The organism is Vibrio genomosp. F10 str. 9ZD137 (assembly GCF_049974785.1).
In the GTDB taxonomy this organism is placed as follows: Bacteria; Pseudomonadota; Gammaproteobacteria; order Enterobacterales; family Vibrionaceae; genus Vibrio.
On the sequence record NZ_JBNGCJ010000145.1, the window covers coordinates 1 to 25,612 of the forward strand.

The following is a 25,612-nucleotide window of genomic DNA, read 5'->3' on the forward strand; positions in this document are numbered from 1 at the left end:
CGGCTTGTCACCACAAGCGTAAGGTTCTCAGGCATATGCTTAAGGAAAAACCGCATTGCTTCATGGATTTCATCATCCGAGATCAGGTGGTAGTCATCGAGTACGACGTAGCATTCTTGGTGAAAATTTGAAAGTTCGGCAAAGACTTCGCTAAAGAGGGAGTGAAGAGAAGAAAACTGGCGTTTCTCTGCTAAGGTTTGCGCATTTGGGCAAGCGTTATTGGTGCTTTTGTTGAGAGCTTGTAAAAGATAGTTGATGAAGCGAAACGGATCGTTATCACTTTCATCAATGCTGTACCAACCAACATGAGATTTGTCGGATAGCCATTGAGAAGCCATGGTGGTTTTCCCGTAGCCAGCAGGCGAACGAAAAAGAACCAACTTATAGCAAGGGGCTTGCTGTAATAGGTCAAGGACTCTAGGGCGAACAATCGCATTATGAAGTCGACCAGGTCGAGTTAATTTCGATGGAATCCACATATTTCTAATCCGTTGTCATGATGGTTATGGAGCCGATAGGTTGGATACTACTGGAACTCATCAATGACCGTTATTGATCCCACCCCGTTTTTTTAAGGGGATCGCTTCAAATTTACCACTACGCCCTGTAAATGTGATGCGAATCACTAATTGTTCGATTTTGATGTGTCATGTAAATGTAACTTGTACGAAAAATCATGAAACTTGCATCATTCGAGGAGAAACTATGAGAACTATTTCTCATTTTGTATCAATAGTGAAACTCGGGTTGATACTTTTTTAATGAATACAGAGTAGGGTAAACAGCTAGGGTGTGTGAGGTGAATCACGGCTGATTTGTCATGCACAGCGATTATTGAGATTTAGATCACCGCTCATAGTGGGGTACGCCCTCTACGCCCTAACCTCTCCTCCTCTTCATCATAATATCTAGGAGGATGTTTAGAATACTGTGTAGATGCACGATATGTCACAGATGAATTAGAACTATTAAAAGCGAGATTTCTGAAATGAAACCAACTCAGCAAAAAACTTTCGATAAAGTGTCGTTCCAAGAGAGCGTTAAGAAACATTTATCTGCAACCTACGCAACAACAATTGAAAATGCAGATAGCCGTGCATGGTACCTGGCAATGGGCCGTGCTCTTGCAGAGCTAACGACTTTTGACCTGCTAGAAACTGAAAATGATGAAAAAATTAAGAACGCGAAGAGCGTTAACTACCTTTCATTAGAGTTTCTGATTGGCCGTTTAACAGGCAACAACCTGATCAGCATGGGTCTGTACGAGCAAATCACTCACGCGATGGAAGAGCTAGGTCAAAACCTAACTGATCTTCTAGAAGAAGAGCGCGACCCATCACTAGGTAATGGTGGTCTTGGGCGTTTAGCCGCTTGTTTTATGGATTCTTGTGCCGCTCAAGAATACCCAACAGTAGGCTACGGTCTTCACTACGAATACGGTCTATTCAAACAGTCTTTCCAAGACGGTCGTCAGCAAGAAGCACCTGACGCATGGCGTGGTGTTGAAGGTTACCCATGGGAAGTAGCTCGTCCAGAACTAGCACAACACATTGGTTTTTACGGTCATGTAGACGTTGAATTCGTTGACGGTAAAGAAGTTCGTACTTGGGTTCCAGGTATGGAAGTAAAAGCAATGCCTTGGGATCTACCTATCGTAGGTTACGAGTCAAACACGGTTTACCCGCTGCGCCTTTGGGAATGTCAGGCAATTGCACCATTCTCACTCGCAAGCTTTAACAACGGTGACTACTTCGAAGCGCAACACTCGCTAATCGATGCAGGTAACATCACTAAGGTTCTTTACCCGAACGACAACCACGAGAAAGGTAAGACTCTGCGTCTAATGCAGCAGTACTTCCACTCAGCAGCGTCTGTTCGCGATATTCTACGTCGTCACGAAGCAGCAGGTTTCTCTCTAGAAGATTTGCCTAAGCAAGAAACGATTCAACTGAACGATACGCACCCAACGATTGCGATTCCTGAGCTAATGCGCATCTTGATTGACGAGAAAGGTCTATCTTGGGATCAAGCATGGGAAATCAGTGCACATACGTTCGCATACACGAACCACACGTTGCTTCCAGAAGCACTAGAAACTTGGTCTGAATCACTGATCAACCGTCTTCTTCCACGCCACATGGAAATCATTTTTGAAATCAACCACCGCTTCATGCAAGAAGTTCGCAAGATGTGGCCTGGTGACGGTGAGAAGCAAGCGAAGCTTTCTATCATCCAAGAAGGTTTCCACCGCATGGTTCGCATGGCAAACCTATGTGTGATTGGTTCTTACAAAGTCAACGGTGTAGCTGCGCTTCACTCACAACTGGTTAAGAAAGACTTGTTCCCTGAGTTCAACGAAATCTTCCCAGGCAAACTGACTAACGTAACGAACGGCATCACGCCACGTCGTTGGTTGAAGTTCTGTAACCCAGGTCTATCTACGCTAATCACAGGTAAGATCGGCGCTGAGTGGCCTGCAAAACTTGAGCAGCTAGAAGGCATCGCTAAGTTTGCAACAGACGCGAAATTCCAAAAAGAATTCATGGCTGTTAAGAAAGAAAACAAACAGCGCCTAGCTGATTGGGTTCAAGAGAACATGGGTATCAAGCTAGATACGAACGCTATCTTTGACGTTCAAATCAAGCGTCTTCACGAATACAAGCGTCAGCACCTAGATTTGCTACACATTCTCTCTCTGTACCACCGTATTCTTAACGAACCTGGTTTCGAGTGTGAGCCACGCGTATGTTTCTTCGCAGCGAAAGCAGCACCGGGTTACCACCTAGCGAAAGAGATCATCTTCGCGGTGAACAAGATTGCAGAGAAGATCAATAACGACCCTCGCATCGGCAACAAGCTTAAAGTGGTCTTCATCCCTGACTACCGTGTCAGCATGGCTGAAATCATCATCCCTGCAGCAGACGTTTCTCAGCAAATCTCATTAGCGGGTAAAGAAGCATCGGGTACGGGCAACATGAAGATGGCGCTAAACGGCGCGCTAACTATCGGTACGATGGATGGTGCAAACGTTGAGATTCGTGAAGAAGTGGGTGATGAAAATATCTACATCTTCGGCCTAGAAGTGGATGGTGTTCAAGCACTGAAAGCTCAGGGTTACAACCCATACGACTACTACAATGCAGACCCACTACTGAAAGCATCTCTAGACCTATTGACTGGCGATGAGTTCACTCCGGGTCAACCAGGCCTTCTACGTGCAACGTTTGATAGCTTGTTAGACGGCGGTGACCCATATTTATGTCTTGCTGATTTCGCCTCTTACGTGCAAGCACATGAAGACATGGGCAAACAGTACAAAGACCAAGCAGGTTGGGCTCAGAAGGCGATTCTTAACACTGCACTGGTTGGTAAGTTCACCTCAGACCGCTCAATCCGCGACTACGTGAACAACATCTGGAAATTGGAAGCGGTTAAGCGGTAATACGTCCAAATAATAGCCAAGGCGTACCTTATTTTAGGTCTCGATCGCCTTGGCTTCATTCGTATTAGGCAATGCGTTATCTATTACAATCAATAAAACCCGACGTTGTGAAGGTAATAATAACCTTCGGAGAGAGCGATGACAGATCAAACAGCATTACAACAAGTCGCCGAAATGGCTCGACTCGCTGATAGCTATATCAGTGCTTGGGGAGAAGAAGCAAAAGTAGAAGATGACACTCTTTTACATTTATTAGGCTCGCTAGGGTACGACACACGCAATGACGCAGCATTACTAAGTTCTGCAGAGAAAAAGCACAAGAAATCTGTACTTGAACCCGTCATGGTTATTCGTGATGGGGAAGCGATTGAAGTGGAACTTAACCTTGGCGCGAGCGCCAGAGAGAGTGAATTCAGTTGGCGTTTGGAAACAGAGCAAGGCCAGGTACTTGAAGGCTATCTTCAATCTCAGATTGTTAGAGATGAGCGAAAAGAGGGTGGCCCTTTAGTATTTACCTTACCCAACGATCTTGAGTGGGGCTACCACACTCTTATTGTTTCGAGAAAGCGTCGTAAAACACCGTATGTGATGTCGTTGATTCTCACTCCTCAGTCGTGTTTCAAACAGCCTAAAATGAATGACGGCAAGAAAATGTGGGGACCAAGTATTCAGCTTTACACATTGCGTACTTCTCACAATTGGGGCATTGGTGATTTTGGTGATCTAAAACAGCTTGTCGCTGATATCGCTTCTCGCGGCGGTGACTTTGTCGGTCTTAACCCAATTCATTCTCTTTTTCCAGCGAACCCAGAAGGGGCAAGCCCATACAGCCCATCCTCTCGTCGTTGGCTCAACATTTTATACATTGATGTGAGCTCAGTGCCTGAGTTTGCACTCAGCGCTAAAGCGCAACAGACGGTTGGAAGTGCTGAATTTCAGCAGCGTTTACAGCAGGCTCGAGATTCACACTGGGTGAACTATACAGAAGTGGCTGAGCTAAAAAATCGCGTATTGCCAATGCTTTATGCAGAATTTAAATCTCGGCACCTAGATAAAAACAGCGAACGTGCGCAAGCATTCTTGGCGTTTGTTGAACAAGGTGGTGATAGCCTAATCCATCAGGCGGCGTTTGATGCTCTGCATATTGAGCTGCATAAACAAGATTCTAGTGTTTGGGGATGGCCTGTTTTCCCTGAAGAGTTCCGCAAGTTTGATAGCCCTGCGGTGCAAAAATACATTAAAGATAACCAAGACAGTGTGCACCTTTATATGTACCTGCAGTGGATTGCTGACACGCAAATCAATGAAGCACAGACACTGGCAGAAGAAAAAGGGATGGCGGTTGGCCTATACCGAGACCTTGCTGTCGGTGTGGCAGATTCAGGCTCAGAAACTTGGGCAGATGACGGCAGCTTAGTGCTTGATGCAAGCATTGGCGCGCCACCAGACGTATTAGGCCCACTTGGTCAAAACTGGGGATTACCACCGCTGAACCCTCAAGTACTAAAAGAGACCGGATATCGAGCGTACATCAACTTGCTTCGTGCCAATATGAAACACTGTGGCTCACTGCGCATTGATCACGTATTAGGATTGCTGCGTTTATGGTGGATTCCGAAAGGTCAAGATGCGACGAAAGGCGCTTACATCTATTACCCTGTTCAAGACATGCTAGCGATACTGGCGCTTGAATCGCACCGTCAGCAATGCAGTGTGATAGGTGAAGACTTGGGTACGGTACCCGATGAGATTGTTGATATTTTGCGTGATGCGGGTGTGAACTCTTACAAGGTATTTTTCTTTGAGACATCAAAGGAAGACGGTGGTTTTATTTCACCGGCACATTACGCTGAACAATCTATGTCAGCGTTATGTACGCACGATATGCCGACACTCCGTGGCTTCTGGCACTGTGATGATCTAAAAATGGGCCATGACATTGGTTTGTACCCAGACGAGCAGCAACTCGAAAGCCTGTATCAAGATCGTTTGGTCTGTAAACAGGGTATTTTGGATTCAGTAGCATGGCATGGATATTTACCAGAAGGCGTGGGTCGTGATGCCTCTCAAGTGCCGATGGATTCGTACTTAAGCGAAGCGCTTCATTTACACGTTGCCGCGGGCTCATCTTCTTTGCTGAGTGTACAACTTGAAGATTGGTTAGAAATGGACCAGCCAGTGAATATACCAGGCACGGTCAATGAATACCCTAACTGGCGTCGTAAATTGTCAATGAATCTGGATGAAATATTTGCTCGCGAAAGTGTTAACCGTATTACTAAGCGTTTGACTGAAGTTCGTTCTAAAGCAGGGTAAAGCGATCAATAGAACCGATAAAGCGGCCATTGATACCAGTCGCATAGAAAAGTATAAACTTGGTCACTCTAAAAGAGGCTTAAGTTCGGTAAACTACATCCACTAATTATTAAGCCTGCTGACTAGTAGGCTTTTTTAGTTAACAAGTTGCTAATTTATATAAAAATTTATTATATAGAAACGATCATTCAGCAGCGGGTACTTATATAAGAAATCGATTGTCGAAAGTTAGGTTAGGAGAACTTACATTGAAACAAACAGGGCTTAATAAAATTACACAAGTGTACACCCAACTTTCACAAGCTGCGTTTGCCGATCCCTTCTCATTTATTGGGCCGTATTTGCCTGAAAAACAAGGTGCATTGCGCGTATGGATGCCAGATGCCGATGGTGTAGAGTTAGTGATTGAAGGCGAAGAGAGAATTCCGCTGACTCGCGAAGATTCTTCTGGTTTTGTGCTGAAACAGTCGCGTGACCTTCGTTTTACCCACTACAAACTGGCGGTTAATTGGTCTGGTACCGAGCAGTTAATTGACGACCCATATCAATACCACGCTTTATACGCTGGCTACGACGAATTGCATAACCCGAAACAAATGTATCACCAAATGGGGGCTCAATTTGTCACCTTAGAACGAGATGGAAAGTCCATTTCGGGTACGCGTTTTCTTGTTTACGCACCTCATGCTTCAGCCTGTAGCCTGATTGGTAACTTCAACTCATGGGACGGACGTCGTCACCCTATGCAGCGCTTAGATTACGGGATATGGGGAATATTCATACCTGGCCTAGAAGAAGGTGCCCAGTACAAATTTGAAATGAAAGGCCCAGAAGGGGAAGGCTTACCGCATAAAGCCGATCCTTGGGGCTTTTATAGCGAGCAACATCCATCGTTTTCGTCGGTCACTTATAATCATGATCGCTACGACTGGCAAGATACAAAATGGCAGAGTCGACCTGTCACTGAAAAGCGCCGTGAAGCCCTCTCTTTTTACGAGCTTCATGCCGGCTCTTGGAAGCGAGATCAGCATGGTAACTTCTTAAACTATCGTGACCTTGCCGCTGAGCTTGTCCCGTATTTGGTTGATCTTGGTTACACCCACATAGAACTCATGCCTGTTTCTGAGCATCCATTTTATGGTTCTTGGGGCTACCAACCGATCGGTTTATTTGCGCCGACGAGCCGCTTTGGTACACCGGACGATTTCAAATATTTTGTTGATCAGTGCCACCAAGCCGGTTTGGGCGTGGTTCTCGATTGGGTGCCTGCGCACTTTCCATCCGATGACCATGGTTTAGCAAACTTCGATGGTACGCCACTGTTCCACGATCCTGATCCTCGTCGTGGCTGGCATCAAGATTGGAGCTCGTACATCTATGATTTAGGCCGTGAACACGTTCGTCGCTTCTTAGTCTCAAATGCGTTGTATTGGTTTGAACAGTTCCATATTGATGGTATCCGAGTCGATGCTGTGGCTTCGATGCTCTATCTCGATTACTCGCGCAGTCATGACCAATGGGTGCCGAATGTCGACGGTGGTAATGAAAACTACGATGCCATCGCCACGCTGAAGTGGATGAACGAAGAAGTGTATAAGCACTTTCCGAATGCGATGACGATTGCGGAAGAATCGACCGCTTTTCCTGGTGTATCAGCACCGACCTTCATGGGCGGTTTAGGTTTTGGCTTTAAGTGGAACATGGGTTGGATGCACGATAGCCTAGCGTACATCAAAGAAGATCCTATTCACCGTCAATATCACCACGATACCATCACCTTTCCATTAGTGTATGCACACAGTGAAAACTACGTATTGTCACTTTCTCATGATGAAGTGGTGTACGGCAAAGGGTCGATACACGATAAAATGCCAGGTGATGAGTGGCAAAAAACCGCAAACCTTCGCGCTTACATGGGCTACATGTATGGCCAGCCGGGTAAAAAGCTGAACTTCATGGGGGCTGAAATAGGTCAAACTGCCGAATGGAATCATGACGATCAATTGCAATGGTTCTTACTCGAGTTTGACCGTCATAAAGGGGTTCAAAACTTAACGCGTGATCTGAATAAGATGTACCGAAACGAACTCGCGCTGCATGAGTTAGACAGTGACCCTCGTGGATTTGAATGGCGTTTACAAGATGCGGCAGACGTGAGTATTTTGGCTCATGAGCGAATCAGCGAACAAGGTGAACGTGTTCTCGTTGTCACTAACTTTACACCAGTTCCACAAGACGAGTTCGTATTAGGTATGCCAGTACCTGGTGAGTATGAGTTGTTATTGAATACTGATAACGCACACTACAATGGCAGTGATTATCATGTGTTCGACACTGCGGCAACTCAAACGGTGGAAAGTGAAGGGTTATCACAATCACTTTCATTACGTATACCGCCGCTTGCGACCGTATTCTATAAGCTGAAATAACCGCATAAATCGGCTACAACACTAAACAGGGTATGTTCTTACATACCCTGTTTCTTTATTGGCTAGACGGAATTATTCAGTATCCGCTTTGTGCTGAACTATGTCGATATTAATACCGGCAGGGTCTTCAACCATAAAATGAATTTGGCCCCATTCTTCTTCCTTCAATGGCATTGAGAACGTCATATTCAAGCTTTGTGCTTGTCCATAGGCGGCAACCGCGTTGGGTACTTCCAAGCTAATGACGTAGCCTTGTGGATCAAATAGACGGTGAAGGAACTCAGGTTGGCTTGGATGATCAGGAACCAAAAAGCCAAGTTGAACCCCTGTGTCCATTGACACTAAATGAAGGTAAAAATCTTGTTGATAGTAAACGGACTGAAAGCCAAAAAATGTCTCATAGAAGGTTTTTATCTTCTCTAAATCTACCGCTACCATGACTGGGAACATCGCGCTAAATTCAATCATACTTATCTCCTTTATTATGTTTGTGCGTTGTCAGGGAGAATAATGGAAGATTGAGGAGAGGGATTCTTGTACAAAACGGACATCTTCAAAAATTGATTCGGTGGGCTCCCAGTGAGTTGTTTAAACTCTCGTGAAAAGTGGGATTGATCAAAATACCAGTCTGCCCAAGCTCTATTATCTTTCATTGTACGCCATGCCCTCAGAGTGTTCTGGAAGCGGACGACTTTGCAAAATGCTTTAGGGCTAACACCAAGATATTGCTGCGTTAACCTCCTCAATTGACGGTCGGTTATACCCAGTATGTTGGGCGATAATTCACTTAAGGGTAATGCGTTATCACTGTGATGGCAGTAGCGAATGAATTTAAGGATTCTAGGATCGATGACTGGCCGCTCTATGGCACTGACGATGGCTTTTGCTAAACGAAGGCTTTTTTGTTCGAACGACTCGCTAAAAGAGAGAGAGTGCTCAATTTGTTCTATCAATTGCACAGGAAATAGATCTTTTATTTCAGTTTGATCGCTGTCAGATGCCCATTCACTAATCGGTTCAGACAGTAACGCATGTTGGCCCAGTAAGCGAAACCGAACACCGAAGTATCGTGCTGGGCCTGCCAAAGGGTAGATGATTGGAGAGGTGAACGGGGAAACCAAAACGGCGTCATTCAATTGATCCAGATTAATGATCAAGTCAACGCAGTTATCAGGAACACTCCGATAATAAAAATCCCCAACTGGAACAGACAGTTGCCAGAAATAATGTACCCAGTGACTGACAGGCGCGGGCGGCGTCCAGATTTGATATAAATCGTGCCCGTGTACTTGGCCTTGAAACGGTGTGAATTCAGGATCTAACATTTGATCAAGTATAATTAGGTAAGAGGTCATTGACTAGCGTGATGTGATTTTAAAATTGCATAGAGTCTGTCAAGAGAACCAAAGGGGTCATATATGGTCCGCCTTGTATTGCAAGACAAAACCGACTCGTGAAACAGAAAGGTTTGCTTCCATATATCCGGCCTTGGGGTGAAGCTCTTAACGCTTCTGGCCCTGATGGAATTCGCGCATACCGGTCTCATCAGGTCTTCGGCTTCGTATTGAGCCCTAGACCCCAGCAGACTTACTGATATGCAGGTTTTACCTTTTATGCCATCACTTGAGTTTTATCTACGCAATTAGGTTAAACGGTGTTGCTTGTTATTTTAGGTTAATGTTGCTCGTTGTGGTTTAAGCCGCTTTGGCTTGATAAATGGATTTATTACTTAATAAGGCCCAAGCCACTCGAACATTTTTGTTGGCAACCGCTACCGCGGTAATATTTTTACCACGGCGTATTTCTGTGCTGGCTATCCATTGATTACGCTGGTCGGTATGCTTGCCGGCTACCCGTACAACGGTACGCCCACCGTGAATGAGTAAGGTGCGAAGATAGGTATCACCTCTTTTACTAATCCCGAGTAATGTTGGCTTGCCGCCCGTCGAGTGCTGCCTGGGTACTAAGCCTAACCACGCTGCTAATTCTCGACCACTTTTGAAGGCAGCAATGTCTCCAATGGCCGCGAACATAGCGGTCGCGCTGAGTAAACCAATGCCGGGAATAGTAAGAAGGCGCTGACACTCTTCACTTTGAGCACAAATTACCTCGAGCTTACTTTCTAGTGTCTTAATTCTTCTGTCTAGATGGAGCATTTCATCAAAGAGACCTGCCAGAAGTTCCCTAAAGATAGACGTTAGTTCATTAGTTGCATCTTCTAACTATAGGACCCCGTATAGTAGTTCCATGAGAATAAATAACTTCATACGTTTTTCGCGTGGATATAGCGACCAATTATCAATGACCGATACTCTATTCCCCATGATCAATGACGAGTGAGACCGATGTTTTTATGAACCATAATGCGATTTCTCGCGTAGTGACGAGCGTTGGATGTTGATAATGCTTAAGGAAAGAAGCGCTATCATGATAAATGCGATTGGACAAAAAACGATGAAAAAATCACAACTGCCAAAAAAGGTATGTGTCGTTTGTCAAAGACCATTCAATTGGCGAAAAAAATGGGAGCGTGATTGGCCTATGGTTAAATATTGCTCCAAACGTTGTCAGTCTTTACGAGGTAAAACCAAACAATAGAGCGTTATAGGCCGATTTATGTAAAAGGGTAATACCTTATGGCACTCATTGGTTCGTTTCTTTGGTCTACTATGTAATTAGGATTCTAAATTCAATAATGGGCCCAAAGTATCGAGTCTTTCATGGTAAACAAGATTAAACCACGGTCTTTAATTCTACTGACTGCGGTCTACCTACTTATTTCTCATAGCCTGATCAGTTTTATCACTGGCATCTTTGTTGATAAGCAAATGCAGTTAGGAAGAGAAGATGTTCAGCATGAACTGGATTTGGTTCGATATAGCATTGAGGCGAATGTCTACCGTGATACGTATCTTGCTGACAGCTTTGCTTCTGTTATTGCACTTGATCCTCAGTTTGCGATGAACAACTGGAGTTTTGTCTCGGAACAATTCTTGTCGAAAGCAAACCTTGTGCGAAATATAGGGCTCGCACCTAATGACATCATTTCTCATGTGTACCCTTTGGAAGGTAACGAAAAAGCCATTGGATTAGATTTTCGCACTGTTCCCAACCAATACCGATCCGTACAACTTGCTAAACAGCAAAAAAAAGTGTTTGTCGCAGGGCCACTAGAACTTGTGCAAGGAGGGATGGCACTGGTTGCTCGATATCCAATATTTACCGATATACCACAAAACAACGAATATTGGGGCGGTCTCAGTGTTGTGATTGACTACGACAAGCTCATTGCACAATCTGCACTGAGCACTTTAAAAGGCGCGACCATTGCTTTAACCGGCCACAATAATCAACTGATAGAGGGTGATGAAAAGGTTTTAGCCAATTATGACGCCAGTTACCCAATCTATATGCCTAATGGCAATTGGAATTTGTTTGCTAAATATACGGGATTTGAGCAAATAGACAGTATTCAGCGCTTTAACGTTCTGTTTCGTGCGCTAGGTTGGGCAACATTTAGCGTGATCTATATTTTAGTGTTGTTCCTGATTAGAAACTACATACGGGTTCAGAAGCTATCTCTTCATGACGAGTTAACAAAGTTGCCTAATAGGCGGTTCTTGTTCCATGAATTGAACAAAGTGATGTCTCGCAATGATAACACTGTACATTTCACAATTTTAAACATGGATTTAGACAAGTTTAAGGACATTAATGATTCACTAGGGCATGAAGCGGGTGATGCAGTCTTGAAATATATCGCATCATTGCTTACTCACAGCTTACGCTCGACAGATTTTGTTTCTCGAGTCGGTGGGGATGAATTCATTGTGATTTTACAACGATTGACCATCCCAAATGATGTTCAGAAAGTAATTGAAAAGATAAAAATAAACGTTAAGCAGAATGCATTTCAATGGAAAGGACAAAAGACCCCCTTATCCCTCAGTATCGGCTATTGCAGTTACAGTGGTAACCCCGACCCGACTGTGATTAATGACTTATTGTCAAAAGCAGATAAAAACATGTACAAAGAAAAGCGCAATGATAAATCGACGTAGTGTATTTAGAACACTGACCATAGCGCTTTTCTTCTGGGGGGGGCTTTATCTAAGACAGAGATTGCATCAATTTCCAAGCGATAAACAGCATGATAACGCCAAACAAGAGATCGATGATTCGCTGAACTTTTGGCCTATTTAAAATTGGGGCCATTTTAGCCGCTACCGTCGATAGACTGAAAAACCAGAAGAAAGAAGCCGCGACAATCCCAAGTGCAAAGGGCAGGCGGTCTGGTTGAGCGTAGCTTGCACCAATGGAGCCGAGCACAACAAAGGTGTCTAAATAGACGTGTGGGTTGAGCAAAGTGACGGCCAGTGTCGCCGAAATGACCATGGTTCGAGACATGACTTTCTGGTTGGCTTTGAAGGCGTCACTCTGAGATTTCCATGCTCGGTGCAGCGAACTCAGCCCATAGAACGACAAAAACAAAACGCCAGCGCAAGTAATGACAGTCAACGCCAGAGGCGAAGCGGTGAGTAATTTACTGCCCCCAAATATTCCCGCAAAGACCAACAATGCATCACACATTGCACAGATAGCCGCAACAATTAGATGATGCTGCTTTTTAATTCCCTGATTCAATACAAAGGCATTTTGCGCACCAATTGGGATAATCATTGCCGCGCCCATTCCAAATCCTTGTAGCCATACCCAAGTACTCATGTTTTTATCCGTTATGTTTGATTTTTCGCTAGATTATGCGATAAACATAAATAAGTAACGCTAATTAAATTAATGCCTGATAAGGAGATCTAATGTGAATGTGGATTACAAGGCCGTTGCCGCTTTAGACGCGGTCATTTCGCTAGGCAGCTTTGATTTGGCGGCGCAGAAACTATTCATTACTCAATCGGCCATTTCACAACGAATTAAACAGCTTGAGCAAAACATGGCTCAGCCTCTGCTTATTCGTTCGGTGCCACCGAAACCGACAGAAGCCGGACAGCGATTGTTGGGGTTATATCAGCAAGTGAAGTTGCTTGAACAAGAGTGGTGGCCAGACAAACAGTTATCAGTCACTGAGCTGAGTTTAGCCAGTAATCATGACAGCCTAGCACTGTGGTTGTTGCCTGCGCTTAGGTCGGTGCTGAGTGCCCATGAGATCTCGCTCAATATCGTGATGGGGGATGAAAAACATACGCTAGAAAAGTTACGCAGCGGTGAGGTGTTAGCCGCGATCAGTGCTGAGAAAATGCCATTAAAAGGGTGCAGCAGTGACTATCTTGGGCAGATCAATTACCGTTGTGTCGCCAGCCCAGATTTTTACGAGCGATACTTCTTTAATGGCGTAACCAGTGAAGCTCTAAAAGCGGCACCTGCTGTTATCTTTGATCAATATGATGAGATGCATCATCGTTTTCTAGAAGCACACTTTGGTCTTAAAGAAGGGCAATGGCGCTACCATACACTGCGATCCCCAGAAGCGTTTATTACGATGGCGGAATTGGACATTGGCTATGGAATGATTCCTGATTTAATGATCGAAGATAAACTAAAGAGTGGCCATTTAGTGGATCTGCTGCCTAATCACGGCTTTGCCCGCGATCTTTATTGGCATCGTTGGGCATTAGAACAAGGAATCCTCGCCGAGGTGACTGACGCAGTACTAAACAAGGCTAGCTTTCTGCCTCAATACCAAAAACCGAATGGGGTGTATTGATCGTACTTAGGATTATCAACCGGTTTGTTATTTAACTCGCAATTTCCCCATGAGTCGCTAGAGTCTAAGGTAGTGGTTGCTTAATCTCATCTCCCATATTAAATCTTTGATGTTTCGAGAAAAGTCTCCATGACTAAGTTCAAACTGCTTTTTATCCCGTTTTTCCTCTCTTTTACAATGCTGCTAGTGGGTTACTCAGCCATACGCTGGCTAGTTGATATCAAATTTACGCTCATATCCGTAGATGAAATTATTTTGGATTTGTTTTTGCCAGCCGCGTTATCGATATTGGTGATTTTGTTGGTTATGAGGAAACGTTTTCGAGTACTTGAATTCAAACATGATAGATCGTCTGGCTTTATAAAAATGCTAATGATGATTGCCATAGCGGTTCCATTAGTGATTTCGCAATCCTTAATTTCCTCAATTTCTTATGATTTGATAGAACTTGAAACGAAAAATTCGATTCCTGAAATGTCTAATGAAAAGTTTTTTAAGATCAATCGATACCCCATATTTCCTAGTTTGGCTGCTTATGGTGTCGACTTTAGGGTAAGGGGAAAGAACAATGTTGATTTTAATATGTCTTTGTCAATTGCCGTGCCCATCGATTTAAAAAAGAACATATGGTATGGAATTCGATACAGCGAAACGATCAGTAATAGGCTTGAAGACAATGAGAAAGAGGCGTTGTATCACAAGTTTATTCAAGAGTCTGAAGCTAAGTTTGAGAAAATAAATTATTACGAGCATGACCATTTCGAACTGCTAAAAAGTTCAAATTTGAACGATGGATTGCTGTCGGCTATTGAGGAAAGATACCCTAATAAACAAGGTCAACAACAGTTTGTTTTGTACCCAAGAAATGAAAGTTTAGTTGATTCGAATCAAGATCTTATTAACTACTTGTCCACTTTTTCTATCATTTCTTTTTGCATGGTCGCATTTATCATTGCGATGTTAAAAGTAAGTTCTACGGCATTGCAGTCTTACCAGCAAGATAAACTGGATGAAAGTGACTTCACTTCGATGATACTTAAAGCGGTCACCTTTAGAGCAGGCAGCCCAATAACATCTTTGGCGCTTAATGTATGTATCGCTGTTTTTATCGTCGGTATTCTCCGAGGTGTCGACCCGATGAATGCCAATGTACAAGAGTTGCTTTCTTTTGGTGGGGTAAGAAAGGACTTAGTGCTGGCGGGGGATTATTGGCGACTATTGAGTTCGGTATTTGTCCATGCTGGATTTGCCCATTTCATTATGAATGTATTTGTTCTTGGAATAGCAGGGCGAAGTGTTGAGTCCGTAACAGGTAGCCCAAATTTTGTGTTGCTGTTTATTATCTCGGCACTCGGTTCATCATTAGCAAGTATAGCTTGGCATGATCATACATTAAGTGTTGGTATTTCCGGCGTGAACTATGGTTTAGTGGGGGCAATAATCACTTTGCTTTTGACTGGTTATATTAAAAAGAAAAACCGTTCTGAACTCTTAGCTTTGGTGGCTATTGTACTGGGTTCTGGTATTGGTGTACTGTTCTTGCCAAACATCGATCATGCAGCGCATGTTGGTGGGTTTGTCTCTGGATTAGTATTTACTTGGTTAATGACAACATGGTTAAGAAAGCCGTCGTTTAGTCAACAATTGCCCACCGCATAAGCTAGTCAATAGCGTTAAGGTAATAAGTCACTTAGAAATAATCAGAGCAAAAGCAGTGAACGTGAATGACACAAGGAGAACCTGTGCAGTACGTAACGATTAAAGAAGCGATTGTTGAGCAGATTGCATCCGGTATGCTCTCTCCAAGACAGAAACTACCTTCAGAGCGTAAGTTGGCGGAGTCGTTTGATACGACTCGTGTTACGTTGCGCGAAGCGTTGTCATTGCTAGAGTCAGAAGGCACGATCTATCGAGAAGATCGACGAGGCTGGTTCATATCGCCGACGCCATTGCACTATGATCCGGCCCAAACGCTCAACTTTACCAATAGGGCATTGGCCCAGAATCGAGTTCCTAAAACAGAAGTCGTCGCGGCCAAAAGTATGCTGGCGAATAAACAGGCTTCGAGCTTACTCAATCTCGGCCCTTTCGCGAATGTTATTCGTGTTGATAGAGTGCGTTTTTTGGATCAGCGCCCAGTGGTGTATGTGACCCATTATATGTCCCCTGAGCGGTTTCCCAAATTACTAGAGCATGATTTTTCACTGTCGCTAACGGACATTTACCGAGAGCATTATGGTGTGATTTACCACAAAGCGCAGTATCGAATATCCAGCCGTTCCTTGGTTGGAGAAGTCGCGCAAGCATTACGTGCCACACCGGGCACACCCGCTATGGTGATTGAGAGAGTGAACTATCACGCAAATGGTGATCTGATTGATTGCAGTATTGAGTATTGGCGTCACGATGCCATCTGCATTTCGTCTGTTTCAGAGCTAACTCAGTTTTAGATCTCACTCAGATTTAGAGCTAATAAAGCGAGATTGGTTTCGTGCCGGTGGCTTATTAACCGCAAACCCCAATATTTTTATTGGGGTTTTTTATTGGTTTTTTATTAGCGGCTAGACCATGAGACGGTATTGTCACCTACACTGTGAATTCTATTTAAAAAGGAGACATTCTCATGATCACAGCGCTTTATGCGTCAGTCCTCGCCAGTTTAATGATTTGGCTATCCGCACAGGTTATTAAGCAGCGGCGGAGTAATAAAATTGCCTATGCTGATGGCGATGTAGAAGCACTTAAAATCGCTCGGAGTGCACACAGTAATGCGAGTGAATACATTCCGATCACATTAATCTTGATGGCATTGTTAGAGCATAACGGCATAGGGCTATTGTGGATTCATGGGATAGGAAGCGTTTTTGTGATTGGTAGAGTGATGCACGCTCGCGCTATTTTGAGTAACACGTTACCGGGCAGAAAAACAGGAATGCTCATGACTTTTGCCACAATTGCGTTGTTGATTGTATTGAATCTTCTCTACTTGCCAGTCGATCAGCTATGGTGATTTCCATTGGCCGTCAATATGATTCACGCTAGCAATTCAATGTTCTCATGAATAATCCTTTTCGCCATGAAACTGTTTCATGGCGTCAAAGTAAACTGTAAGTACTCTCTATATTTATCAAATTGCCAATTTGGCACCCCACCCAATGTGATTAAAATCACGCAAATAACACCTAAAATCCTCAATACTCCATCTGTAAGCGGTTTCAAGCGCCGCGCCCAGATTGAAAATTAGAGGTTCCATTGGCAACGATAAAGCATGTATCTGAATACGCAGGTGTTTCACAAGCCACTGTATCTAGGGTCATTAACGGCACTAGCAGAGTCAGTCATGACAAGAAGCTAAAAGTAGAAAAAGCCATTCAGCATTTGGGGTATCGCCCAAACTCAATTGCTCAGGCATTAGCATCAAGTCGTACCGGCAGTATTGGCATTATTGTTCCAGAGTTAGGTGGGCCATTTTTCTCTGAAATTTTACACAATTTGGAAGGTAACTTTCGCCGCTTTGGCTACCACGTTGTGGTCACAGCAGGGTCAAATACCGAACAAGGACAGCAAGAGTCAGTTGAATTTTTATTAGGTCGTCGTGTCGATGCTATCGTCCTGCACGCTCAGCAGCTTACTGATGACTATATAATTTCTCTAGAAGAACAGGGTGTAGCAATTGTATTGATAAACCGATTTATTCCTGAGATTTCAACTAGCTGTATAGATGTTGATAACGAGCTTGGGGGCAAACTTGCGACTCAACATCTATTAAAAATGGGGCACCGCCAAATCGCTTGTATTACAGGGCCACTCGATAAGTCAGATGCTCGGGGGCGTCTGCAAGGGTATCGAATCGCACTGGAAGAAGCGGGTTTGCAATATAACGAAGCGTTGGTTTCTGAGGCGGGCTTTACTGAAGAAACAGGTGTCAGTGCAATGAAGAAGTTACTCAAGCGTGAAGGTGACTTTACGGCGGTATTTGCTTCGAATGACCACATGGCATTTGGGGCGTACGAAGTGTTAAAAGGAGCAGGAAGGTCAGTGCCAGAACAGGTATCACTGGTTGGCTTTGACAACATTCTTTTTGCTCGTTATCTCACTCCGGGGCTGACCACGATTAATTTCCCCATTGAACAGATGAGCGTAGAAGCTGTACAGCTCGCTATTCAAAAACTCAATAAAAATAAAAGAGACGTGAACTTCAAATTATCACCAAGGCTGGTGGTACGAAATTCGGTCAAGGACCTACTCAATACCCTATAAAAATATTAAGGATAACACATGAAATTTAAGACCTTAGCGCTTGCTAGTGCGGTTGCTCTTGGACTTGCTGCTACCGCTCACGCCGCAGACAATCAAATTCGTTTCGATGGCTTTCCCGATTTTGATAGCAGCTTAAAAGTATTGCTGCCTGATTTTGAAAAGAAAACAGGTATCAAAGTGGATTACCTAATGAATAACCACGGGGATCACCACACTAAGCTGACGACTAACCTAGCAACAGGTTCTGGTGCGGGTGATGTCATCGTTGTTGACGTTGAAAAAATCGGCCCATTTGTGGCGTCTGGTGGTCTTGTTAACCTGTCTGAAAAATACGGTGCCGATAAGTTTGAAGAAAGTTTTGCACCGTATGCCTGGGCGCAAGGTAAAGGCGCTGACGGCGGCATGTACGGTATTCCAGTGGATCTAGGCCCTGGCGTTATGTATTACCGTACTGATGTGTTTGAAAAAGCGGGTATTGATGTAGAAGAGGCAATTAAAGATTGGGACTCTTACATAGCAGCAGGTGTTAAGCTCAAAGAGCAAAACGTACAGCTTATCGCTTCAGCGGCGGATGTGGCTCAAGCCATTATCTTTACCACTGTACCGGAAGGTGAAGGCCTTTACTTCGATAAAGACGGCAATCCGGTGGTCACTTCTGAGCGTTTCGTTCATGCCTTTGAAGTCGCCAAACAGATTCGTGATAAGGGCCTAGATGCGCGCATTCTGGCGTGGTCAAACGAATGGTACGAAGGTTTCCGTAACGGTACGTTCGCAACACAACTTTCTGGGGCATGGTTGTTGGGTCACCTAAACAACTGGATTGCACCAGATACTGCAGGGAAATGGGGCGTAGAGAACCTTCCTGATGGTATTTACGGAAGCTGGGGTGGTTCATTCCTTTCAATTCCAACCCAAGCGTCAAACCAAGATGATGCGTGGAAACTGATTGAATACATGACGACGGATCGTGACGTTCAACTTAAGAGTTTTGAAACGATTGCGGCCTTCCCATCGAACACCACAACTTACGATGCCCCAATGTTTAAAGAAGGCGTTGAGTTCCTCGGTGGTCAACAAGCTCGACTACTCTTTGCTGAAGTTGCTCAGAATATCAAGCCTGTACAACCAGCAAAAGGCGACCATGTTGCTCGTTCAATCATCTTAGAAAATGCGTTGATGGAAGTGCTGGATGAAGGAAAAGACATTAATGTCGCTCTTAGTGAAGCTGAGCGTTTGATTAAACGTCGTACACGTAATCTTTAACCCATCATTTTAGTAAGTAGCCAAGAAGGTGTGACAACGCACCTTCTTGGTAAGAGGTCGTTACTATGAGTCAAGCAGCGAGCAACGTCATGGAAGCATCAGAAAGTAAAAGCTTTTTTTCTCGTTTTAATTTGAAAGCGCTTACACCATATGGATTCCTACTGCCGTTCCTGATCATTTTTTCTGTTTTTGGGATTTTCCCGTTACTGTTTTCAATCTTTCTTTCGTTCCAAGTGTGGAACCCTGTTGAGGGGATGGATGCCATGCGATTTGTGGGGTTTGAAAACTACCATATTGCATTGACTGACCCGTGGCTGTGGCGTTCGTTGAAGAATACACTTTGGTTAGCCGTCACGTCTGGCGTCGCGCAGCATTTAGTGGCCATTCCTGTCGCGTATATTCTGGTTTCAATGGGCGACCGAATGCGTCACTGGTTAACCTCGGCGTATTTTTTACCGTTCATCACATCGACGGTGGCGGCATCGTTAATCTTCTTCAACATGTACTCACCGAACTCTGGAATCATTAACCAAACCTTGATCGCACTGGCTGACAGTTCGCTATTGGGCTGGGCTTTTGCATGGGTTAACGATTACCAACCGATTCGTTGGTTGGATGATGCAACCATGATCAAGCCCTCTATCGCGATCATGATTTTTTGGAAATACACCGGGTTTAACATCGTTTTATACACCACAGGTTTGATGACGATTCCCAAAGAAATTTTAGAAGCGGCTCGTATGGATGGTGCTAATGCTTTCCGTCGTTTCTGGAACATCTCATTACCCATGATTCGTCCATTTGTCTTCTTTGCCATCACGATGACCATCATCGGCAACTTACAAATGTTTGAAGAACCGTTCGTCTTAACTCGTGGCAGCGGCGGTGTCGGCCAATCAGGTCTCACTATTTCAATGTATCTATATAAAGTGGGTTGGGAATGGCTTGAGATGGGCACAGCCTCTGCTATTTCATGGTTACTCTTTGCTTTAATCGCAACCTGTACCGCAATTCAATTCTTATTCTTTGGTAAAAAAGGGTTAGGGGAATAATAAGATGACGACTTCAACTCAGTTAAAATCATCGCCTCTATCAGGGCTGATGCCAAGTGACCGTACGCTTCACATCATGACCAAAGTCGCCATGGTGATGCTCGCAATACTGCTGATCATTTCAGCCATTGTTACGGTCTTCCCATTTGTATGGTCAGCGCTATTATCAACCCGTGACCGCTCTGAGATTTTCGGTTCAGGCATCAGTTTTGCTATCGGCGATAGCTTAATGGTCAACTACGCAAAACTGCTAGAGATCATGCCGTTTTGGAAAGCGATGTTTAACTCAATTTACGTGGCTTTCTTAGGCACAACGATTTCATTGCTGTTCTGTAGCATGGGGGGATACGCGTTTGCGGTATTCAAGTTTAAAGGTAAGAACTTTCTGTTCGGTATGCTCGTGGGTTCAATGGCGATTCCGCCCGTATTGAGCCTGATTCCATACTTCATGATCGTCAAATTCCTAGGGCTACTTGATAACCATATTGCGGTCTGGCTACCGTTCACGACAACGCCATTTGGTATCTTTTTAATGCGTCAGCACGTGATTGCATCGATTCCAAAAGAGCTATTAGAAGCGGCTAAACTGGATGGTGCTGGTGAGTTTAGAACGTACTGGAGTGTGGTTCTTCCGTTGATGAAACCCGCGTTGGCCACGCTGGCTATTGTGCAGTTCGTTTTCTTTTGGAACATGTTTATGCAGCCGTTGGTTGTCCTTAATAACCCAGACAATTATGTCATCACACAAGCACTGCGAAGTGTACAAGGTATTCCGAATACACCTTGGGGCGCAGTGATGTTGGGGACGACTATCTCTATCTTGCCATTGGTTATTACCTATCTGTTTGCTTCTAAGCAGATGATTTCAGGGCTTACATCTGGCGCGGTTAAGGGTTAATTAAGATGACTATAATGAATAAATACCAGCTTCCAAGTGATTCAAAGCTGCTGCAATCTGATTTTGTTTTTGGTGTTGCGACATCGTCTTACCAAATTGAGGGAGGGGTAGCAGAAGGCGGACGCGTCCCATCGATCTGGGATACGTTTTGTAATACGCCGGGCAAAGTTGATAACGGTGACAATGGCGACATTGCTTGTGACCACTATCATCTATGGAAACAAGACATTGAAATGATTCAAGGTTTAGGGGTCGATGCGTATCGTTTGTCCATCGCCTGGCCACGAATCATGACGCAAGACGGTGTGGTAAACCTTGAAGGGCTTGCCTTCTATGAGCAAATTATCGATGAATGCCATGCACGCGGTATGCAGGTTTATGTGACCCTTTATCACTGGGATTTACCGCAATATCTCGAAGATAAAGGCGGTTGGTTAAATCGCGAAACAGCGTACAAGTTTGCAAAATATGCCCAAGCAGTGAGTGCTCACTTTGGCAACAAGATTGACGTCTACACGACACTTAATGAACCGTTTGTTTCTGCTTTCTTAGGTTATCGCTGGGGCATTCACGCTCCCGGTATTAAGGGCGAACGTGAAGGCTTCTTAGCCTCACATCACTTGATGCTTGCACACGGTCTGGCCATGCCGATTTTGCGCAGCAATGCCCCTCACTCAAAACATGGTGTGGTGTTTAATGCAACGCCTGCTTATCCCGACCGCGACAAAGATCAGGGGGCGGCAGACTACAACGAAGCTGAAAATTACCACTGGTTTATGGACCCGGTATTGAAGGGTGAATACCCAGCGGCCGTGGTTGAACGCCAAGCGGTCAATATGCCCATGATCCTCAAAGGGGACTTGGAGATCATTAGCGCGCCAGTGGATTACGTCGGTATTAACTATTACTCACGTGATGTGATGCGTTTTAACGAGAACGGTGATATTGAAAAAGTGACACAAGACGCTGAGCACACGTTCATTGGATGGGAAATCTATCCGCAAGGTTTGACCGATTTATTAGTGCGTATCAACCAACGTTACGACGACCTTCCACCACTGTACATCACAGAAAATGGGGCAGCGGGCGATGATCAGACCGTGATCAATGGCGAAGTGAACGATGAACAACGCGTTCGCTATTTTCAAAGTCACTTGAACGCCGTTGACCAAGCGATTCGAGCGGGTGTCAGAGTTGATGGTTATTTCGCCTGGAGTTTGATGGACAATTTTGAATGGTCCTTTGGTTATTGCCAACGTTTCGGCATGGTTCATGTCGACTATAAAACCCAACAAAGAACATTGAAACAGAGCGCAATTGCGTATCGCAATACGCTGCTAGCGCGCGCTGAGGAGAACAAGTAATGGCTAAAGTAGAATTTAAGAACATCAAAAAATCTTTTGGAAATGTAGAAGTGGTGAAAGAGTTTGATTTCACGGTTAACGATGGTGAATTTGTGGTTTTCCTTGGCCCATCAGGCTGCGGTAAATCAACCACGCTTCGTATGCTCGCAGGGCTAGAAGATATTACCTCGGGTGATATTTACGTTGGCGACAAGCACATGAACAAGGTGGATGCGAAAGATCGTGACCTTGCGATGGTATTCCAAAGCTACGCGCTTTACCCGCACATGACGGTGTACGAAAACATCGCGTTTGCACTTAAACTGAAAGGCATGCCAAAAGCGGAAATCGATGCTGAAGTACGTAAAGCGGCAAAAATGCTTGAGCTTGACCCACTTTTAGATCGTAAACCCAAAGAGCTTTCAGGTGGCCAGCGTCAGCGTGTTGCCATGGGCCGTGCGATGGTGCGTACCCCGAAAGTTTTCTTGTTTGACGAACCGCTTTCAAACCTTGATGCAAAACTGCGGGGCGTCATGCGTGAAGAGATCAAACACCTTCATCGAGAGCTAAAAACGACCACCATTTACGTCACTCACGATCAAATTGAAGCGATGACCCTTGCTGATCGTATTGTGATTCTTAAAGACGGTTACGTGGCTCAAGTTGGAACACCAACAGAAGTCTTCCAGCGCCCTGCGAACAAATTTGTGGCTCAGTTCATCGGTAACCCTTCAATGAATATGTTGGAAGCCAAGTTAATTGACAAAGAGGGGGAGTACTTTGTTGAACTGGGTGATGTGCATATTCCACTTCCTGAGCGTTTTAAAGCCCATGCCTCTAAAAATCTCGCGCTTCATTTTGGTGTTCGTCCAACGGATATCCATTTACGCAAAGAACAAGTGGATCATGATCGCGTGTTGCCTTTCCCGGTGAAAATAAAAGATAAAGAGCTACTTGGCGCAAGTATCTTGTTGAAAACGGAAATTGGTCATCAACCGCTTATGGTGGAAACCCAAGCCGCTGAAGTGGACGTTGATAGCCTCACTATGTACCTAGATCTGGACGCATTCCACCTCTTTGATGCGTTGAGCGAGAACTCGCTAGCCAGCACTAAATCGAGTTCTAAAATCGAGTTCTAATGGTGACCAGTCCATGAGGTAAAGGCTCACCCTCATGGACTGTGCCCCATTGCACCTCTACCCCATTGCGCCTCAATAAATAGAGCCAGAGTAGGGTTAAAGTGAAGGCCGAGAATAGAACGCTTTTCCATTAAGATCCCGTTTTTCAATGATGCAGATTGAATTCATACACGTCCTGAGTAATCTGCCTCCCTTGCTTGCTAATTTGGGTGTACAGATGATGACAAAAAAAAACAAAACACCGACGGTCTATGATGTGGCAAAACTCGCAGGTGTCTCACCGAGTACCGTGTCGCGTTTTCTCAATCGCACTACTTATGTCTCTGATGAAAAAAGTCAAAATATTGAACAAGCGATCAAGACCATAGGGTATAAACCAAGCTATCCCGTACAGCAGAAAAGTAATCGCCGCTCGATGACGATTGGTGTCTTGATTCAACACCCAGAGAGCCCGCACACAAGTCGAATTTTAAACGACATGGAAAAAACGCTTATCGCTCAAGGGTACTCGCTTGTCATCGCAACGGGACATTGGCAAAGCAAATTGGAAGTGCATGCACTGGAGTATTTGATTAAAAATAATGTCGATGCCGTCATTATTGTCACGGGTCATTTGAAACCGGATTTGATTGTTAAAACCGCAGAATCGATTCCTGTCGTGACCGTGGGTTACGATGTGGAAGGACCGAACATTCGTAGTTTGAACTTGAATAATACACTGGGTGGCTATATTGCAACCTTGCATTTGTTGCAGCAAGGGCACGTTAATGTTGCCCACATCAAAGGGCTATCCAATCAACCAGACTCTGGAGCGCGTTATGAGGGGTATAAAAAGGCGTTGGCGGAGTCAAATATTAAGGTCAACCCCAAGCTCGTTATGCAAGGGGACTTTAGCTCTGAAATTGGCTATGAAAAAACCATCGAGTTGCTGGATTCTAAGGTGCATTTTTCGGCCATTTTTGCTGCCAATGACCAAACTGCTTATGGCGCCATAAAAGCACTCACGGATAATGGCTACAAAGTACCTGAAGACATTTCAGTGGTTGGTTTTGATGATCTTCCTGTATCAAAGTATTTCACGCCAGCGCTCACCACACTAAGACAGCCTGTTGAAGAGATTGGTGTTGTGTGTGCCGAATCGGTTCTAAATCTATTATCTGGCGAGAGACACGAAGCACGTCTTCCCCCGATTGACTTGATTGTTAGGCAGTCCACAAAATCGATTTATCGTTAAATTTAAATCACCGAGTAGAACTAATCCTTAGCGAATTTATCAATCTGGCTTATGATTTCCTTAATGCTTAATCGTCTTGGAGTCTGAGAAAATGGAATTGATCGTCAATAAGTTGTTATTGAGCTGTTTGTGTCAAGAAGGGGATCATTCAATTGCTGTCTTCAATCCAGCCGATCAGACGGTTTTGGGCCATATCCCTTCTTTATCGCGTTCAGAAATTCACCTAAAAATTGAAAAATCCAAAGCGGCTCAGCAGAAATGGCAGGAAAAAACTGCGTCAGAACGAAGTACGGTATTACAGCGCTGGTATCAACTCGTGATAGAAAATGCTGAAGACTTAGCGCGGTTGATGACTCTTGAGCAGGGTAAGCCGTTAGACGAAGCGAGAGGCGAGGTCATGTATGGCGCTTCATTTATTCAATGGTTCGCTGAGGAAGGTAAGCGTGCTTACGGAGAAACCATCCCAACCCCCTTAGCCAATAAAAGAGTTATGACGATAGATCGGAAGAGCGGT

At 44.5% G+C, this 25,612-nt stretch carries 21 protein-coding genes and 1 pseudogene; 17 read left to right on the forward strand and 5 right to left on the reverse strand.

All coding sequences use genetic code 11. The features are described 5' to 3' along the window. Positions 1-479: pseudogene (locus ACP45E_RS01790) on the reverse strand (HTH-type transcriptional regulator MalT); the annotation flags it as partial. 509 nt (positions 480-988) lie between these two features. Here ACP45E_RS01790 and ACP45E_RS01795 point away from each other — a divergent pair. The 3 genes from ACP45E_RS01795 (at position 989) to glgB (ending at position 8,187) form a co-directional block, all read left to right on the forward strand. Next, entirely contained in the window at positions 989-3,442 is a 2,454-nt protein-coding gene (locus ACP45E_RS01795) for a glycogen/starch/alpha-glucan phosphorylase (RefSeq protein ID WP_069584633.1), read from the forward strand. Between the two features lie 138 nt (positions 3,443-3,580). Next, positions 3,581-5,758, forward strand: coding sequence for a 4-alpha-glucanotransferase (malQ, locus tag ACP45E_RS01800; RefSeq protein WP_017034803.1), 2,178 nt, complete (start codon positions 3,581-3,583; stop codon positions 5,756-5,758). A gap of 248 nt (positions 5,759-6,006) precedes the next feature. After that, positions 6,007-8,187 carry a 1,4-alpha-glucan branching protein GlgB gene (gene glgB / locus ACP45E_RS01805; protein ID WP_017037559.1) on the forward strand — a complete coding sequence of 727 codons (2,181 nt, stop codon included), beginning with the start codon at positions 6,007-6,009 and terminating at the stop codon, positions 8,185-8,187. 72 nt (positions 8,188-8,259) lie between these two features. Here glgB and ACP45E_RS01810 read toward each other — a convergent pair whose 3' ends face one another. From ACP45E_RS01810 to ACP45E_RS01820, 3 genes are all read right to left on the reverse strand, one after another. Next, positions 8,260-8,655, reverse strand: coding sequence for a VOC family protein (locus ACP45E_RS01810; RefSeq protein ID WP_017037560.1), 396 nt, complete (start codon positions 8,653-8,655; stop codon positions 8,260-8,262). 14 nt (positions 8,656-8,669) lie between these two features. After that, a complete protein-coding gene (locus ACP45E_RS01815) occupies positions 8,670-9,542 on the reverse strand; it encodes a helix-turn-helix domain-containing protein (protein ID WP_017037561.1) in 873 nt (290 codons plus the stop codon). Between the two features lie 339 nt (positions 9,543-9,881). Next, positions 9,882-10,343 (reverse strand): IS110 family transposase, encoded by a 462-nt coding sequence (locus ACP45E_RS01820; protein ID WP_017037562.1) that lies wholly within the window; start codon positions 10,341-10,343, stop codon positions 9,882-9,884. A gap of 298 nt (positions 10,344-10,641) precedes the next feature. Here ACP45E_RS01820 and ACP45E_RS01825 point away from each other — a divergent pair, with 298 nt between their 5' ends. Together ACP45E_RS01825 and ACP45E_RS01830 are read left to right on the forward strand one after the other, a co-directional pair. After that, on the forward strand, positions 10,642-10,785 hold the full coding sequence (locus tag ACP45E_RS01825; protein WP_198926658.1) for a DUF2256 domain-containing protein: 144 nt from the start codon (positions 10,642-10,644) through the stop codon (positions 10,783-10,785). Positions 10,786-10,907: 122 nt separating this feature from the next. Continuing rightward, the gene (locus ACP45E_RS01830; protein ID WP_017037563.1) at positions 10,908-12,248 is read left to right on the forward strand and encodes a diguanylate cyclase domain-containing protein; all 1,341 of its coding nucleotides are present in this window, start codon (positions 10,908-10,910) and stop codon (positions 12,246-12,248) included. 49 nt (positions 12,249-12,297) lie between these two features. On the opposite strand, the gene ACP45E_RS01835 is transcribed toward ACP45E_RS01830, so the two are convergent. After that, a complete protein-coding gene (locus ACP45E_RS01835) occupies positions 12,298-12,879 on the reverse strand; it encodes a LysE/ArgO family amino acid transporter (protein WP_017037564.1) in 582 nt (193 codons plus the stop codon). Between the two features lie 127 nt (positions 12,880-13,006). On the opposite strand from ACP45E_RS01835, the gene ACP45E_RS01840 reads away from it, so the two are divergent. The 12 genes from ACP45E_RS01840 to ACP45E_RS01895 all read left to right on the forward strand — a co-directional run. Next, positions 13,007-13,909 carry a LysR family transcriptional regulator ArgP gene (locus tag ACP45E_RS01840; RefSeq protein ID WP_017037565.1) on the forward strand — a complete coding sequence of 301 codons (903 nt, stop codon included), beginning with the start codon at positions 13,007-13,009 and terminating at the stop codon, positions 13,907-13,909. Between the two features lie 129 nt (positions 13,910-14,038). Further along, entirely contained in the window at positions 14,039-15,568 is a 1,530-nt protein-coding gene (locus ACP45E_RS01845) for a rhomboid family intramembrane serine protease (protein ID WP_017037566.1), read from the forward strand. A gap of 83 nt (positions 15,569-15,651) precedes the next feature. Next, positions 15,652-16,359 (forward strand): phosphonate utilization transcriptional regulator PhnR, encoded by a 708-nt coding sequence (phnR, locus tag ACP45E_RS01850; protein ID WP_017037567.1) that lies wholly within the window; start codon positions 15,652-15,654, stop codon positions 16,357-16,359. Between the two features lie 173 nt (positions 16,360-16,532). After that, the gene (locus ACP45E_RS01855; protein WP_017037568.1) at positions 16,533-16,919 is read left to right on the forward strand and encodes an MAPEG family protein; all 387 of its coding nucleotides are present in this window, start codon (positions 16,533-16,535) and stop codon (positions 16,917-16,919) included. 242 nt (positions 16,920-17,161) lie between these two features. After that, the gene (locus ACP45E_RS01860; RefSeq protein WP_017037569.1) at positions 17,162-18,169 is read left to right on the forward strand and encodes a LacI family DNA-binding transcriptional regulator; all 1,008 of its coding nucleotides are present in this window, start codon (positions 17,162-17,164) and stop codon (positions 18,167-18,169) included. Between the two features lie 18 nt (positions 18,170-18,187). After that, complete coding sequence (locus tag ACP45E_RS01865) at positions 18,188-19,432, forward strand: ABC transporter substrate-binding protein (protein WP_017037570.1); 1,245 nt, start codon at positions 18,188-18,190, stop codon at positions 19,430-19,432. Between the two features lie 65 nt (positions 19,433-19,497). Beyond that, positions 19,498-20,484 carry a carbohydrate ABC transporter permease gene (locus ACP45E_RS01870; RefSeq protein WP_017037571.1) on the forward strand — a complete coding sequence of 329 codons (987 nt, stop codon included), beginning with the start codon at positions 19,498-19,500 and terminating at the stop codon, positions 20,482-20,484. Positions 20,485-20,533: 49 nt separating this feature from the next. Continuing rightward, the gene (locus ACP45E_RS01875) at positions 20,534-21,382 is read left to right on the forward strand and encodes a carbohydrate ABC transporter permease (protein WP_026026558.1); all 849 of its coding nucleotides are present in this window, start codon (positions 20,534-20,536) and stop codon (positions 21,380-21,382) included. A gap of 14 nt (positions 21,383-21,396) precedes the next feature. Then, positions 21,397-22,746, forward strand: a complete 1,350-nt coding sequence (locus ACP45E_RS01880; RefSeq protein WP_017037573.1) for a GH1 family beta-glucosidase — start codon at positions 21,397-21,399, stop codon at positions 22,744-22,746. Beyond that, positions 22,746-23,864, forward strand: coding sequence for an ABC transporter ATP-binding protein (locus tag ACP45E_RS01885; protein ID WP_017037574.1), 1,119 nt, complete (start codon positions 22,746-22,748; stop codon positions 23,862-23,864). Before ACP45E_RS01880 ends, ACP45E_RS01885 begins: the two co-directional genes overlap by 1 nt. A gap of 217 nt (positions 23,865-24,081) precedes the next feature. Continuing rightward, positions 24,082-25,098: a LacI family DNA-binding transcriptional regulator gene (locus tag ACP45E_RS01890; RefSeq protein ID WP_026026559.1), complete on the forward strand. Its 1,017-nt coding sequence runs from the start codon at positions 24,082-24,084 to the stop codon at positions 25,096-25,098. Positions 25,099-25,189: 91 nt separating this feature from the next. Beyond that, on the forward strand, positions 25,190-25,612 hold a 423-nt coding region (locus ACP45E_RS01895; RefSeq protein ID WP_141707181.1), incomplete at its 3' end, for an aldehyde dehydrogenase family protein.